Below are 13,689 nucleotides of genomic sequence, written 5' to 3'. Positions count from 1 at the left end.
AAAATATTGACCAATGAAGCGAACGAATGGCTAATCTTACAGTGCTTTCAGGTATAATTGTTTGAAGTCTTCTCTGGAAACAGGCTTTGGATTATTCGGATGTGCAAAATCGGCAATAGCCAGGTCAGCTAAGGTTTCGATATGTTCAGATTTTACGCCAATTTCCTGGAGCTTATGCGGAATGCCAATCTGGGAATTCAACTCAAACAAATACGCTACGACTGCCCTGCCTGTTTCCTCTTTCAGTTCAAGCGTACGTGCTATTCTTCTGAATTTATCTTCAAACCCTGCTATATTAAATTCCATTCCATATGGGATGTTTACTGCATTAGCCAGTCCATGATGCGTATCCAGCAGAGAGGATAGCGGATGCGCCAGGGAGTGTACCACACCTAAACCTTTCTGAAAGGCAATAGCGCCCATCATAGAACCCAGCAACATTTTGCTTCGTGATTCCACATCCGGCTTGTTTACCGCTTTTGCCAGAGAATCTTTAATGAGGGTAATTCCTTCCAGTGCAATTCCTTCACAGATCGGGTGCGGCATTTTTGCCAGAAAAGCTTCCATATTATGCGTGAGTGCATCCATGCCTGTAGCTGCTGTAATAAAGGCAGGCAATTCCATCGTAAGCAACGGGTCGGCAAATACAATTTTAGCAAGCAGCTTGGGTGAAAATAAAATACGCTTCTGCTTGGTTTCATCATCCGAAATAATGGCACTCCGGCCTACTTCACTTCCTGTGCCTGAAGTCGTAGGAATTGTTACAAAGTGGGGGACATCATTGGTTACGTATACATCGCCTCCGATTAAGTCGTCGTATTTAAATAAATCTTCCCGGTGGTTAATCCTAAGCAAAATAGCCCGTGCTACATCTAATGCAGCACCTCCACCAATACCCACCACACAATCACAATTTGTCTGGTCCCATACTTCTGTGCCTTTGTATACATCAGATTTCACCGGATTTTTGTGTATATCTTTAAATACTTCCGGAGAGAGCCCTTTATCTATCAGTTGCTTTAGTATCGTTTTAAGAAAAGGCAATTCTCCCACCACCGGATCTGTTACCACCAGCGGCCTTGTTAAGCCCTGGTTCTTCAAATAATCACTTAGTTCCTGGCTTGCCCCGGCTCCAAAGCGAATCGTAGTAGGAAAATTATATTGGTATATTTTATCAAAGGTCATATCTAGAGGTGCTGAATTGCTGATAATTAGGTGGTAGTATATAAAAAATATAGTCTATTGGGTGCCCATACGCAACTGGTTAAATACACAGCTTGGAGGGCTAAAGATAAGAAAACCTTATTTATCAAATTTCGCTGCAATCAAAGTTTTTTATTCCTAAATGATTTCCAGATAGCGCTTGAGTTCCCAGTCTGTTACAACTTTGGCATACTGCCGCCATTCCCATTCACGGGTGAGACAGAAATGTTCAACAAACGACTCGCCCAGTAATTCTTTTGCAATAGCGGACTCTTTCATTCTGGCAGTAGCTTCCTGTAGATTTCCAGGGAGTAACCCATGAGAATTGTCCTGATACCCATTTCCTATCGTTGCTTCCTGTAAAGACAAGCCATTCCGTACGCCATATAAACCTGAAGCCAGGCAAGCGGCCATCGCTAAATAAGGGTTACAATCCGAGCCTACCACACGCGTTTCTAGCCGGGTTGATTTACTGCTGGCTGGTAACGCCCGGAGTGCTACAGTCCGGTTATCTATTGCCCAGGTAAGTGTGGTAGGTGCCCAGGCTCCTTGCACCAAGCGTTTATAACTGTTTACTGTAGGTGCATACATAGGTAAAATATGAGGTAAGCAGTATAACTGCCCGGCAATGTAGCTTTCCATAAATTTGCTCATTTTATGGGGAGCGGCCTCCTCATAAAAAAGATTATGCTTTGAATCTTTATCCCAGATGCTCTGATGCACATGGCCGCTGCATCCGGGTAAATTTTCATCTATTTTCGCCATAAAGGTGGCTATAATGCCATGCTTATAGGCTATTTCTTTTACGCTTGTTTTAAATAACACAGCTCTGTCTGCCGCTTCCAATATATCACAATACGTAATGGCTGCTTCGTAAACCCCTGGGCCAGTTTCCGTATGCAATCCTTCCAGCGGAACATTGAATTGACGTAACAGCTCAAATAAATCAGTAAAAAAGGGATTTTCAAGAGTAGTTCGTAAAATAGAATAGCCAAACATTCCAGGGGTTAGCGGTGTGGCATTCCGGTAGTTTTTATCTTGCAGGGTGTTGGGCGTTTCCCGGAAGTTAAACCACTCAAATTCCTGTGAAAAATACGCCTTGTATCCTTCCTTTTCCGTGTCATTCTTTATTCTTTTTAATAATTGCCGCGGACAAAAATAAGCTGGCTTGCCCTGACTATCTATGAACTCACCCAGGAAAAAGGGGACCTCCTGCTCCCAAGGAATCTTCCGGAAGGTGCTTAAATCAAGCTGAGCAGAAGCATCGGGGTAGCCAGTGTGCCATCCGGTTAGTTTTACATTGTCGTACGCCACATCACCTGCATCCCAACCGAAAACTACATCACAAAAACCCAGGTTGCTCTCTGCCACGCCAGCAAATTTTTCCGCAGAAATATATTTACCCCGTAAGATGCCATCTATATCAGTCACTGCCAGTTTTACTTTTGCCAGTGGATGTTTCCGGACAAATTCCAGAATTTGATCAATCGTCATAGAGTAAGGCTTTTGGAAAATGTGCTAAATCGATGGCAGGTAAGTTGAAAAAAATCCCGCAGATAACAAAAAAATAAAGTAGGTTAAAAAATAGCGGGAGTTAAAGATTACAATGTTTTCAAATCCGGAAAGTGGTATACTTTGCCTGCAATAGTATGCTGTTAAGATATGGCAATTGATTTAGTCTGGAACCTGGATTTATCAGATTAAAGGATTATCCGGATTTTAACTCTATTATGTATGGGTCTTAGTAGGATGAAATACAATACTTAGTTTTACAAATAGATTGATATAATTCAACCATTCAACAATGTAACATTCAGCTATTCAATCCTTAACCATAAAAATCCCCAAATCCGATAAATCCAGGTTCCAGACAGTTACTTATACACCTTCAATTCCTTTTTACTCACAAAACGGAATCCAATATAGGCCAGTGCCAGCATACTCAGGTAAATAACAGCCAGGTTCAGATTATACACACACATGGCAAGTAAGGCGATACCAGCTAATATCAGAGCAATACCAGGAAACCAGGGATATACAGGTACTTTAAATGGTCGAGGTAATTGTGGAGCCTTTTTCCGCAGGGCAAACAAGGAAATCATGGAAAAGATGTACAAAGTAATCGCTCCAAAAGCAGCCAGCGTAATAATCTCTCCGGTTTTGCCAGTCAGTAAAGCAATAATGCCAATGCCCATATTCACAAGCAAAGCATAGGCTGGCGTTTTAAAACGAGGGTGAATGTTTCCAAGCCATTTAGGAGCATAGCCTACCCTTCCAAATTCGAAAGAAGCCCTTCCAGCCGCCAGAATAATTCCATGAAAAGAAGCTACTAATCCCAGCAGGCCGATGCTTACCAGTAAGTGATACATCAATTCAGAACTGCCAGCCACTTGTGCCAATGCCATAGGTAAGGGAGAATCAGAAGTTTGTCCGGAAGGCGTAAACACAATACTTTCCCACCCATTCACGCCTACGGCACTTACAAAAGTAAGAACGCATAAAAAAACCAGTGTGGCTATAGTCCAGGTAAGGCCAGTACTGATGTTTTTCTGGGGATTTACTGTTTCTTCAGCCAGGTTAGCGACTCCCTCAATCGCCAGAAAAAACCATATAGCAAAAGGTACGGAAGCAAAAATACCAGCCACTCCATGGGGAAGCGCATTTTTTGAAAAATTACTCACTTCTATATGCGGCAGCGTAATCCCGGCAAATAGCAAGAGCTCTGCTACGGCCAGAATCGTAATCACCATTTCAAATAGGGTGGCTGGCTTCAGGCCAATAATATTAAGTGTGGTGAATAATACATAGGCTATAATGGCTATGACTACTACCGGAATATCCGGAAAGTAGATATGAAAATAAGCGCCGATAGCTGCTGCAATGGCTGGAGGTGCAAAAATAAACTCAATGAGCTGGGCAACGCCACAAATAAAGCCCGGACCTTTGCCTAATGCCTGAGTAGCATAGTCGAATGCGCCACCGGCTTTTGGAATGGCACAGGCTAGTTCGGCATAAGAGAAAGTAAAGGTGATGTAGAGAATGATGATGAAAAATGTAGCAATGGCAAAACCCAACGTTCCGCCTTTTTCAAGCCCTAAATTCCAGCCGAAATACATGCCTGAAATCACCAGCCCGACACCTAAGCCCCAGAGCATAAATGGTCCTAATGAACGCTGTAAATGTGGCTCGGAAGCGTGATGATCTGACATAGTAAGGAATGGAAGTTAGGTGAAATGGCTTTGCAGATTAAATTATAAAAAACAAATGGTTTATTGAATTTTTAAATACCTTTATTTTCAGTTCCTCAGTAAAAGCCAATTATAAATAAGCAGATTTCTACTTCAGTTTCATTTCGAAAAACTAATATTTTCTTTTATTTACGACCAGAATTTTCTTATTCGAAAACAAGCTATTATTCTGTAAACTATGCGCCACCTATTTACTTATCTTTTCGCCGTATCTGTACTCACTTTTTCTTTCAATCAGTCAAATGCGCAGGACAATACCATTTATCCAACGCTAGGAAAAATAGTCCGGGAGAATCCGGCACTGGATGCCTTGATTCCCGCAGATGCCAAAATTGAGGTGCTTGCTTCCGGATTTGAATGGAGCGAAGGCCCGGTCTGGATCAAAGATGGCAGCTACTTATTATTCTCCGACATTCCCAGGAATTCGATTATGAAGTGGAAGTCAGGCGAAGGAGTAAGCCTGTTTATGAAACCGGCAGGGTATACTGGAGTGGCTGTATATGGGGATGAACCAGGCAGCAATGGACTAGTACTGGATAAACAAGGCAATCTGGTGATGTGCGAACATGGCGACCGCCGCATTTCTCAGATGAACTGGAAAGGAGGCAAACGCACCTTAGTAGATAATTATATGGGCAAACGACTCAACAGCCCCAATGATGTGGTGTTTAAATCGAATGGGGATATGTATTTTACCGATCCGATTTATGGTTTGCCCAAAAAACAGGATGATCCCACCCGGGAAATGGATTTCTGCGGTGTTTTCAAACTTTCTACCGATGGCAAAGTAACCTTACTTACCAAAGAAATGACACGTCCGAATGGAATTGCTTTTTCGCCGGATGAGAAAACCTTGTATGTAGCACAGTCGGATGAAAAACAAGCCATCTGGAAAGCGTTTCCAGTGAATCCGGATGGTACCTTAGGCAAAAGCAGAATTTTATATGATGCAACAGCGCAACTCAGTAAAATGGCTGGCTTGCCGGATGGTTTAAAAGTAGATAACAAAGGAAATCTGTTTGCGACTGGTCCTGGGGGCATCTGGATTTTTTCGCCGGAAGGCAAGTTATTAGGCCGCATCGAAACCGGGGTACTTACCGCTAACTGCGCCTGGGGCGAAGATGGTTCGGTTTTATATATTACGGCTGATATGTATGTATGCCGCATAAAAACTTCTACTAAAGGCGCAGGCTGGTAATATTATTGGTTGTTATATGTCATCTGAGTAATTTAAATGCCTACTTTAAAACAAGAATATAGACAATTTTTAGCTGACAATTTCAGAGGTCTTATTATCAGAGAACCTTTATTTTACAATGGGTCATATGGATTGCGGTTTGATTTACAAGTAGGCAAGACAAATACAGACCAATATTTTACAGAGGTCGTGAAAAGAGCTTCAGTATTGTTTGAAGCAATATTTGATTCTTCTGATAACGTCTTTTTTATATTGCTTGACTTCAAATGGAAACGTAGAAAAATCAGAACATCAAATTACAGTTTCAAACAAATAAAAGGTGTTAACAAATCTCAAATCACTTTTTTTAAAGTTAAACACCTTTATGAGCCTACTGATAGATTTGATTTAAGAAATATGGCTATCATAAAAACTACAGCCAATAAAATAAGCTATAGAAATATATTAATGGCTATTGCTCATTCAGATTTTCCACGCAGACAGCCAAGGTTAGATAACAGAGGAATATTAACAGACAAAGAACTGTATTTCCTAAATATTGACAAACAGCTTATTTTCCATATGTACGATGACCGAGGACTTGACATAATTGCGAGTGATAGAAATACACTACAGCCCATATATGAGCAATTCAATGATTGGCTACTTGACTACGACAGAGAAAGGATGGATACTATATTCAAAAATAACAGTGTACAACATCAAAGATAGTACTATCAATAGTCTGCAACGCAAAACTCTGTTGACTACATGAATACATAAAATCTATCAATCTTACCTTTTAATCCGCGAATCGATAGAGTATTTGCCACTACCTAGTACGAGAAGTACGATAAAAATCATGAGATACAGTAAAGGCAATTCCTGCCTGGCAAAGGGATCTTTGGTGTGTACAATAAAAGTAGCTACCGACATGGTGATAATAAGTGGAATGGTAGCTAGTCGGGTGGCGAGGCCAAGTATCAGTAATATGGAGCAGCCTACTTCTGCAAAAACGGCCATAAATAAGGAGGGAGTACTTCCTATACCTAAGGGATCGCCGAACTGAAAATCCCCATCCATCACTTTACTGAGTTTAGGCAACCCATGGGTAAGCATTAAAGCGGCAGATCCGACCCTGAGTAATAACAGGCAAATGTGTACAGCGGAGGCATGGATGGTGGTATCAAATAATTTCTTCATAGCTGGGAGGTACGGCAATTCAACAGAATAGTTTTTCATTAAAAGAATTATCCGCCATTTTCAGAATCATCTTCAGAATCCCGTTCCCGGCTTTTGGAATCCTTTTGCTGGTTGAGGCGGTAGGTAAATGTAAGCAAGGTTTGACGCACACGCCCCTGAGAAACAGAGTTGGAATATTGCCCCTCTTCTTCAATAATGAGCCTTCTTTTACGGGTATTAAGCAGATCACGCACATTTAAGGTAAGTGTTCCCCTCCCTTTGAGCACATCGGTAGATAAGCCCAGGTCAATAGAATAGCTGGATAATTCCCTGCCTTGTGGAATATCCTGGGGAGCCCGGTAATTAATACCAGCCTGAAAATCCAGCCGCTTGAAAAAAGTCATTTTGGAAGTAGCCCGGGTAGTCCAGGTATAGGCATCGCTGTATAGGGATTGTCCTTCAAAGGAACCACTGGTGATAGCCCGGTAAAAATTTATATTCCCATTGAGCCGCCACCAGTTTTGAATAGTATAAGAGGCATTAAATTCGAGGCCATATGCATTCTGGGTAGCCAGATTTACCGGGAACATCCGCCGGAAACCTATTGAATCTACAATACTGATCCGCTGAATTACACCTGTCCGGTAGCGGTAATAGGCACTGGAAAGCAGAGAACCATTCTCAAAATTGAGCAAATATCCGCCTTCCAGAGAATGTGTATATTCAGGATTCAAACGGGGATTGCCTACCATAATAGAACGGGCATCGCTGATTCCTGAAAAAGGCAATAATTCTCTGAAGCCCGGGCGGCTTAGCCGGTAACTATAACTGAGTTGTACAGATTTGCTCTTATTAATTTCATAAGACAAATGAGCGCTGGGAAACAGATTAAAATACCTGCGGATATTTTTCTCATCCAGTTCCGGCCGTTCTACAATAATATCCGAAAATTCGCCTCTTACCCCAGCCTGCAATGAAAACTTCCGGAACTGATTGCCAGCCATCAGATAAGCCGCATGAATGTTTTCGGTATAAGTAAGGTAGTTGTCAAAACCTTCCTGCCCTACCCAGCTGTTTTCTCCGGCCAGTTCCTCTACCAGAAAATCATTATTGAGCAGGCGGTTGGTACTTTTTAATCCAGCTTCCCATTTGCCCTTTTCGCCGATAGGATGAATATAATCTACCTGGAACAATGCATTGCGTTCATCCTCCGTATTGCTGGCACGTTGAAAAATTGTTGCATCCGGTTCTTCCTGAATATAACTGGCCAGTTCCAGTTCGTTGGTTTCTATCCATTTAAAATCTGCCGTAAGCGAACGGCCTTTCTGGGCAAATTCTTTGCGGTAACTTAAGGCAAGCTCTATATTATCTTCCGGTTCCTTCTCTTGCTCTGAACGATAAACGGTACGTATCAACTGACCCGTGCCATCAAAATCGGAATACTCAAACCTGGAAGAATTACGCCCATCTGACCTGCGGTAGAGAAAGGAGCCTGTCAGGATATTTTTGTCGTTCAGGTAATAATCCATGCCCACCCGGAAATTGTGAGAAGTGCCACCCCTGGTTCGTTTGTTGGTTTCTGAATAGGAAAAAGTAGTATCTATGCCGCTGTCCGTTACATCATTGAACTGTTGAAAAGAAGAACCATAGCCAGGCGCAGAACGGTAATTAAATCCGTAACTGCTGAACAGATTTATTTTGTTTTTGCGGTAGCTCACATCAAAACTGCCGCCATAATTATCTGGGTATCCCACATTGGCCGTAAAGGAGCCATTTACTCCCTGGTTAACATTTTTTTTGAGCACAATATTGATAATACCTACTTCGCCTTCGGCATCGTAGCGGGACGAAGGATTAGTAATTACCTCTACCCGTTCGATCATATTGCCCTGTAATTGCCGTAAGGCATCCGGACTGCTGATACCAGCCAGACCAGAAGGCTTGCCATCAATGAGAATACGCACATTCTGGCTACCCCGCAAACTCACATTTCCTTCCACATCTACAGCTACAGAAGGCACATTATCCAGGATTTCGGCTGCATTTCCGCCAATATTGGCTAGGTCTTGCCCGATGTTAAACACACGTTTGTCCAGTTGCATTTCCATCTGGCTTTTTTGCCCTTTTACCACCACTTCTTCCAGCATTTCCGCACTGGCTTTCAACGTAAGCACACCCAGTTGTACATCCTGCGTAGATACCTGCACATTTTTGATTACCCGCTCCCGATAAGATAAAACAGTAATTTTGATATAATAAGAGCCTGGTTTGGTGCTGATAGAGAAGGTACCATCTTCTTCGGAAACAGCTCCGGTGGTAAGCGTAGAATCTGAGGTCTGGTATAAAGCTATATTGCCGAAAGGAACCGGTTGTTTCTGTTCATCTACAATCTTACCTTTTATTATAAACTGGGTAACCGGCGTATTTTGAGCCTGGCTTAAGGAAGAAAAATAAATGAGTAACAACAATGTCCAGAAAAACTTCATAACAATACACCTTTTACCTATTCAACTGATATTAGGTGTCAAAGTTTTAAAAACACTTTGAAGTAAATTTGAAGTTGCTAGACTGGCGGATAAAAGACAATGTCGAGGGTATGCAACTGATCCTGATAGCGGTAGTTTACTTTGAAGTAATTAAGCTCGCAGATCTGCTTCACAATAGACAAACCAAGCCCAATGGAGTCACTGCTCTGGTTGCTCTTTTTGAAGCGTTCAAACAATTGCTCAATAGGCATTTCAGGAGGATTTCCGGTGTTTTGAACAGTAAGTCCGGCGGAAGATAGGATTACCCTGATTGAGCCATTTTCATGATTATGGCGGATGGCGTTTGCCAGTAAATTGTTGAGCAAAATAATGGCTAATTCCGGATTTAAGGTGAGGTGAATATTAGGTTCGATCTGCTTTTCCAGCGCAAGCGATTTCATTTCCACCAATTCATCGAATGACTGTAAGGTATCTTCAGTGAGTTTACTGAAATTGATGGGATGTATGGCTTCAAATTCCTGGTTTTCGAGTTTAGTGAGCAGGGTAAGCGATTTATTAATTTTAGAAAGCTTATCCACTGCATTGTGTGCCTCCAGAATGAGCCTGGCCTGATTATCATCGATAGTCTGATCCATCAGCAGTTCCAGTTTTCCCCGGATAATCGCCAGAGGTGTTTGCAATTCATGAGAAGCATTTTCGGAGAATTCTTTTAAAGAACGGTAATCTTCCAGGGCTTTGGTAGTCATTTTCTTCAAAAACTGATTTAAAGTTTTAAACTCCCTGGTAGTGGTGGGCATTAATTCAATAGGGTGTTGCTGCTTGAGGTGAAAGGATTGTATCACCTGTAAAGTATTTTGAAATGGCTTTAATACCCAGTTGGAAATAAGCCGGCTGGAAATACCTACGACCAGTAGCAATAGCAGAAATGTCCACCAGAGTGAATTTGAAACACCTTTCAGCAAATCATCTGATTCAGCAATCAGGTTAGAGGCAGAAATAAAATAATGCTTGTCTTTAAACTTATAGGAAGCCGTGGCTCTTAATTCCCGTTCGTAGTGCTGGTGTGGGGCAAACCAAGCCAGTGTATCCGTTACATGCATAGGGATAAGCGAAGCCGTTTGAGCCAGTTCATGAATGGCTACCTGATGCCCTGCAATATCATCTATTTCTGTGCCTGCTTCGAGTGAGCGGGCAATTAGTTTTACGGTATCTCTGAGCCTGCGGTCTTCTTCGGCCAGGATTTCGTTTTGTACGCTGTTAAATACCAGCATTCCTCCTATCACCAGCACAATGGCAGATATAAACAGGTACCATAAAGTAAATCTATCAATAAGCTTCATTCTGTAAAGTCAGTGGTCGTTTGACAATTTCTTTAGGTATGGGTCAAAACAAGGATCAGGATTGAATCAGAATGGTACGCTAGCAAAAAACATACCCCGGTATTGATTAGTAAAGCTTTTCCATTTTATTATTTTATTAAGAAATATAAGCAGGGTATCCCTTACCTAATCACTATCGACAACCAGCAAATAGCTACACATTGGTATCGAACTTATATCCCAGGCCATATACCGTTCCGATGTATTCTTTTCCGCCAGCCATACTGATTTTTTTGCGGAGGTTTTTTACATGCTGATACACAAAATCGAAGTTAGCCAGATTATCGGTATAATCGCCCCACAGGTGTTCAGCGATAGACTGCCTGGTAAGCACCCGGTTTTTGTTGATCAGAAAGAAGAGAAGCAGGTCATATTCCTTTTTAGTCAAATCCATCACCGTAGTATCTACTTTGGCTTCCATGGTGCTGGTATTTACACTTATTTCATTGAATTGAATGACCTGATCTCCTTTCAGATTTTTGCGCCTGTACACCGCTTTCAGCCGGGCATGTAATTCGGGTAAGTGAAAAGGCTTGATAATATAATCGTCTGCGCCTAAATCCAGTCCGGTAATTTTATCGTCGAGGGCATTTTTAGCGGATATGATCAGTACACTGGTTTCTATCTTTTCCGATTGAATAAAGCGTAAAATGTTCAGTCCATTTCCATCGGGCAACATAATATCCAGCAGAATAGTGTCGTAGGAGAAAGACAGCAATTTGTCTTCGGCTTCATGATAGGTATGACATACTTCGCAAAGGCATCCTTCCTTAGACAGGTAATCATATATATTGCTGGCCACTGCCTTGTTATCTTCGATGATCAGTACTTTCATAGTAATGTAAACTCTACTTTCACTTCCTGAAGAAATTTTGAAGAGAAGTTACTATTTTAGTGTGGAACGGCCAAAGCAGAAATTACAGGTGGTATGTAAAATAGATTTACTCACTTTATGATGGTCAGTGGATTTAGTCACATTTTCTTTTCATTCCGTCACATTTAATTTTTCCATTGAGCAAATCGCTTTATCCTTGTTTGTAATAAGTAATTGCCCCTCTCCTTATGTATCGTTGAATTTTATACTTACACATCATTTTATATGTTTCCACAAACAAAATCACTTGTTGATGCTCGTCCACTCAACGAAAAAGAAAGATCCCAGGAAGCATTCTGGTTTCCAGGCCGCTGGGTTGGAGGCGTTTCACTGATTCTGGCACCCTTGCTGTTATTATCCGGGAGTTTGCTTAGGCTACCATTCCACTTCTTTTTTCCTCAACAGTTACAGGCTTTCGACAAGCAACCTACGCTACTTTTTATTGCCTATAGTTTATTTCTCGCCGGAAATATATTACTGTGGCCGGGGATTCTCACCTTAGTTCAGTTAATAGGCAAAAGCCAGCCTGCCTGGGCAGTATGGGGTGGCATCATGGTAGTTTTAGGCCTGTTTGCCCGTACTTTTCATGCCGGTATTGATCACCTGGCTTTTCAGCTTGTTGATATACTCCAGGTTGAGCCTGCTACCAAGGTTATTGCCGAAACCTATGGTGCCTTTCATATTGTATCCAGCCTGTCTGCATGTATTATGCTGGGCTGGATTGTATTGGCTATCGGGGCTTACCGTTCAAGTACACTTAATTTATGGGCCTCTATTGCCTTAAGTTCAATGGCTGCACTAATGCTTGGTGTATTAAAAGGCAGTTCAGTAGTTTCTATCATAGCCATTTCCGGATTATGTTTGGCGCTTGTGCCACTCGGCATCCGGATTCTCTTTGCTCCACCCAGACCCAGTATTTACTCAGTAATAAAATGGACTTTATGTATAGTTGCCCTGGTAATTCTACTTTTCTATTTTGGGCAATTAGGCTAATAACTGAAAAACTAATATTCATGTAAAATGTGTTTTTTCACAAACCTTACATATTTGCTGAAACTGCGTTTTTAAGAAAACTGTTTTTTCTGTATCTATGCCATTCAAATAGAAATAAATATGGCCGAAAAAAACGCATTATATCCGCTAAAGTTTTATCCAATTATTAAAGAAAGAATCTGGGGAGGCAACAAATTACAGACTGTATTGGGCAAAGAAATTCCTGCTGATAGTCCTTCCGGAGAGTCCTGGGAAATATCCGGAGTAGAAAATGATGTGTCGGTAGTAAAAGATGGAACATTGGATGGAAAAAACCTCACGCAGTTAATTGATACATTTAAAGGCGATCTGGTAGGGAATAAAGTATACAAACAGTTTGGAAACCAGTTGCCCTTACTTATTAAGTTTTTAGATGCCCAGGAAGATTTGTCTATTCAGGTACATCCACACGACGAACTCGCTAAAGAACGCCATAACTCGTTCGGCAAGACTGAAATGTGGTATGTAATTCAGGCCGATGAAGGTTCCAGTGTACGGAGTGGTTTTAACCGCCAGATTGATAAAGACATTTACCTGAAACATCTGGAAGAAAGAAAACTGGATGACATTCTCAATATTGTTCCGGTACAACCAGATGATGTGATCTTCCTACCAGCCGGACGTGTACATAGCATCGGTAAAGGGCTATTAATCGCCGAAATTCAGCAAACTTCTGATATTACCTACCGGGTTTATGACTTCGACCGTAAAGATAAATATGGCAAAACTCGTGAGTTGCATACCGAGCAAGCCGTAGATGCTATAGATTATAATTATTATGCAGATATAAAATCTACCTATTCCAAGCAGCTGAATGGTGTTTCGGCATTGGCTTCCTGTCAGTATTTTGCTACTAACCTATTGTATTTTGACAAAGCCTTAAACCGGGATTATTCAGCGATAGATTCATTTATTGTGCTAATGGCGATGGAGGGCTCAACTACTCTACAATACGATGGCAGAAAAACTACACTTGTCAAAGGAGAAAGCATATTGCTGCCTGCTGCTATTAAACATATAGAATTAATTCCTTCTGACACTGCCAAACTGCTGGAGTCGTATGTGCCTTAAACGCTGGTTTCACAGAGATGTAGCATTACCAGTCATT

Annotated in this window: 11 protein-coding genes; 4 read left to right on the top strand and 7 right to left on the bottom strand. The window is 41.6% G+C overall.

Going from position 1 to position 13,689, the window contains the following annotated elements; genetic code table 11:
• Positions 1-36: 36 nt before the first annotated feature.
• The 3 genes from GXP67_RS14890 to eat all read right to left on the bottom strand — a co-directional run bounded on the left by GXP67_RS14890 (position 37) and on the right by eat (position 4,412).
• Positions 37-1,185: an iron-containing alcohol dehydrogenase gene (locus tag GXP67_RS14890; RefSeq protein WP_162443851.1), complete on the bottom strand. Its 1,149-nt coding sequence runs from the start codon at positions 1,183-1,185 to the stop codon at positions 37-39.
• Between the two features lie 156 nt (positions 1,186-1,341).
• Entirely contained in the window at positions 1,342-2,697 is a 1,356-nt protein-coding gene (locus GXP67_RS14885) for a glutamine synthetase family protein (protein WP_162443850.1), read from the bottom strand.
• 380 nt (positions 2,698-3,077) lie between these two features.
• Positions 3,078-4,412, bottom strand: coding sequence for an ethanolamine permease (gene eat / locus GXP67_RS14880; protein ID WP_162443849.1), 1,335 nt, complete (start codon positions 4,410-4,412; stop codon positions 3,078-3,080).
• A gap of 217 nt (positions 4,413-4,629) precedes the next feature.
• On the opposite strand from eat, the gene GXP67_RS14875 reads away from it, so the two are divergent.
• Together GXP67_RS14875 and GXP67_RS14870 are read left to right on the top strand one after the other, a co-directional pair.
• Positions 4,630-5,649: an SMP-30/gluconolactonase/LRE family protein gene (locus tag GXP67_RS14875; protein WP_162443848.1), complete on the top strand. Its 1,020-nt coding sequence runs from the start codon at positions 4,630-4,632 to the stop codon at positions 5,647-5,649.
• A 36-nt stretch (positions 5,650-5,685) separates the two neighbouring features.
• Positions 5,686-6,360, top strand: a complete 675-nt coding sequence (locus GXP67_RS14870) for a DUF3885 domain-containing protein (RefSeq protein WP_162443847.1) — start codon at positions 5,686-5,688, stop codon at positions 6,358-6,360.
• Positions 6,361-6,423: 63 nt separating this feature from the next.
• Here the strand turns inward: GXP67_RS14870 and GXP67_RS14865 are convergent, their stop codons facing one another.
• From GXP67_RS14865 to GXP67_RS14850, 4 genes are all read right to left on the bottom strand, one after another.
• Positions 6,424-6,831, bottom strand: coding sequence for a DoxX family protein (locus tag GXP67_RS14865; protein ID WP_162443846.1), 408 nt, complete (start codon positions 6,829-6,831; stop codon positions 6,424-6,426).
• Between the two features lie 47 nt (positions 6,832-6,878).
• The gene (locus GXP67_RS14860; protein ID WP_162443845.1) at positions 6,879-9,296 is read right to left on the bottom strand and encodes a TonB-dependent receptor; all 2,418 of its coding nucleotides are present in this window, start codon (positions 9,294-9,296) and stop codon (positions 6,879-6,881) included.
• A gap of 77 nt (positions 9,297-9,373) precedes the next feature.
• Positions 9,374-10,636 carry a sensor histidine kinase gene (locus GXP67_RS14855; protein ID WP_162443844.1) on the bottom strand — a complete coding sequence of 421 codons (1,263 nt, stop codon included), beginning with the start codon at positions 10,634-10,636 and terminating at the stop codon, positions 9,374-9,376.
• A 193-nt stretch (positions 10,637-10,829) separates the two neighbouring features.
• A complete protein-coding gene (locus GXP67_RS14850) occupies positions 10,830-11,510 on the bottom strand; it encodes a response regulator transcription factor (protein ID WP_162443843.1) in 681 nt (226 codons plus the stop codon).
• Between the two features lie 264 nt (positions 11,511-11,774).
• On the opposite strand from GXP67_RS14850, the gene GXP67_RS14845 reads away from it, so the two are divergent.
• Positions 11,775-12,542 (top strand): hypothetical protein, encoded by a 768-nt coding sequence (locus tag GXP67_RS14845; RefSeq protein WP_162443842.1) that lies wholly within the window; start codon positions 11,775-11,777, stop codon positions 12,540-12,542.
• Positions 12,543-12,662: 120 nt separating this feature from the next.
• Positions 12,663-13,652 carry a type I phosphomannose isomerase catalytic subunit gene (locus GXP67_RS14840; protein WP_162443841.1) on the top strand — a complete coding sequence of 330 codons (990 nt, stop codon included), beginning with the start codon at positions 12,663-12,665 and terminating at the stop codon, positions 13,650-13,652.
• Positions 13,653-13,689 lie beyond the last annotated feature (37 nt).

Origin of the sequence: Rhodocytophaga rosea (assembly GCF_010119975.1) — a bacterium.
In the GTDB taxonomy this organism is placed as follows: domain Bacteria; phylum Bacteroidota; class Bacteroidia; order Cytophagales; family 172606-1; genus Rhodocytophaga; species Rhodocytophaga rosea.
The sequence above is the reverse complement of the archived record's forward strand: the minus strand, read 5'-3'. Positions and strand labels throughout refer to the sequence as shown.

Bases quoted from the DNA above. Each gene is read 5' to 3' on its own strand.
- eat (WP_162443849.1), bottom strand. From the start codon at position 4,412: ATGTCAGATCATCACGCTTCCGAGCCACATTTACAGCGTTCATTAGGA.
- GXP67_RS14860 (WP_162443845.1), bottom strand. From the start codon at position 9,296: ATGAAGTTTTTCTGGACATTGTTGTTACTCATTTATTTTTCTTCCTTA.
- GXP67_RS14865 (WP_162443846.1), bottom strand. From the start codon at position 6,831: ATGAAGAAATTATTTGATACCACCATCCATGCCTCCGCTGTACACATT.
- GXP67_RS14840 (WP_162443841.1), top strand. From the start codon at position 12,663: ATGGCCGAAAAAAACGCATTATATCCGCTAAAGTTTTATCCAATTATT.
- GXP67_RS14855 (WP_162443844.1), bottom strand. From the start codon at position 10,636: ATGAAGCTTATTGATAGATTTACTTTATGGTACCTGTTTATATCTGCC.
- GXP67_RS14850 (WP_162443843.1), bottom strand. From the start codon at position 11,510: ATGAAAGTACTGATCATCGAAGATAACAAGGCAGTGGCCAGCAATATA.
- GXP67_RS14890 (WP_162443851.1), bottom strand. From the start codon at position 1,185: ATGACCTTTGATAAAATATACCAATATAATTTTCCTACTACGATTCGC.
- GXP67_RS14885 (WP_162443850.1), bottom strand. From the start codon at position 2,697: ATGACGATTGATCAAATTCTGGAATTTGTCCGGAAACATCCACTGGCA.
- GXP67_RS14845 (WP_162443842.1), top strand. From the start codon at position 11,775: ATGTTTCCACAAACAAAATCACTTGTTGATGCTCGTCCACTCAACGAA.
- GXP67_RS14870 (WP_162443847.1), top strand. From the start codon at position 5,686: ATGCCTACTTTAAAACAAGAATATAGACAATTTTTAGCTGACAATTTC.
- GXP67_RS14875 (WP_162443848.1), top strand. From the start codon at position 4,630: ATGCGCCACCTATTTACTTATCTTTTCGCCGTATCTGTACTCACTTTT.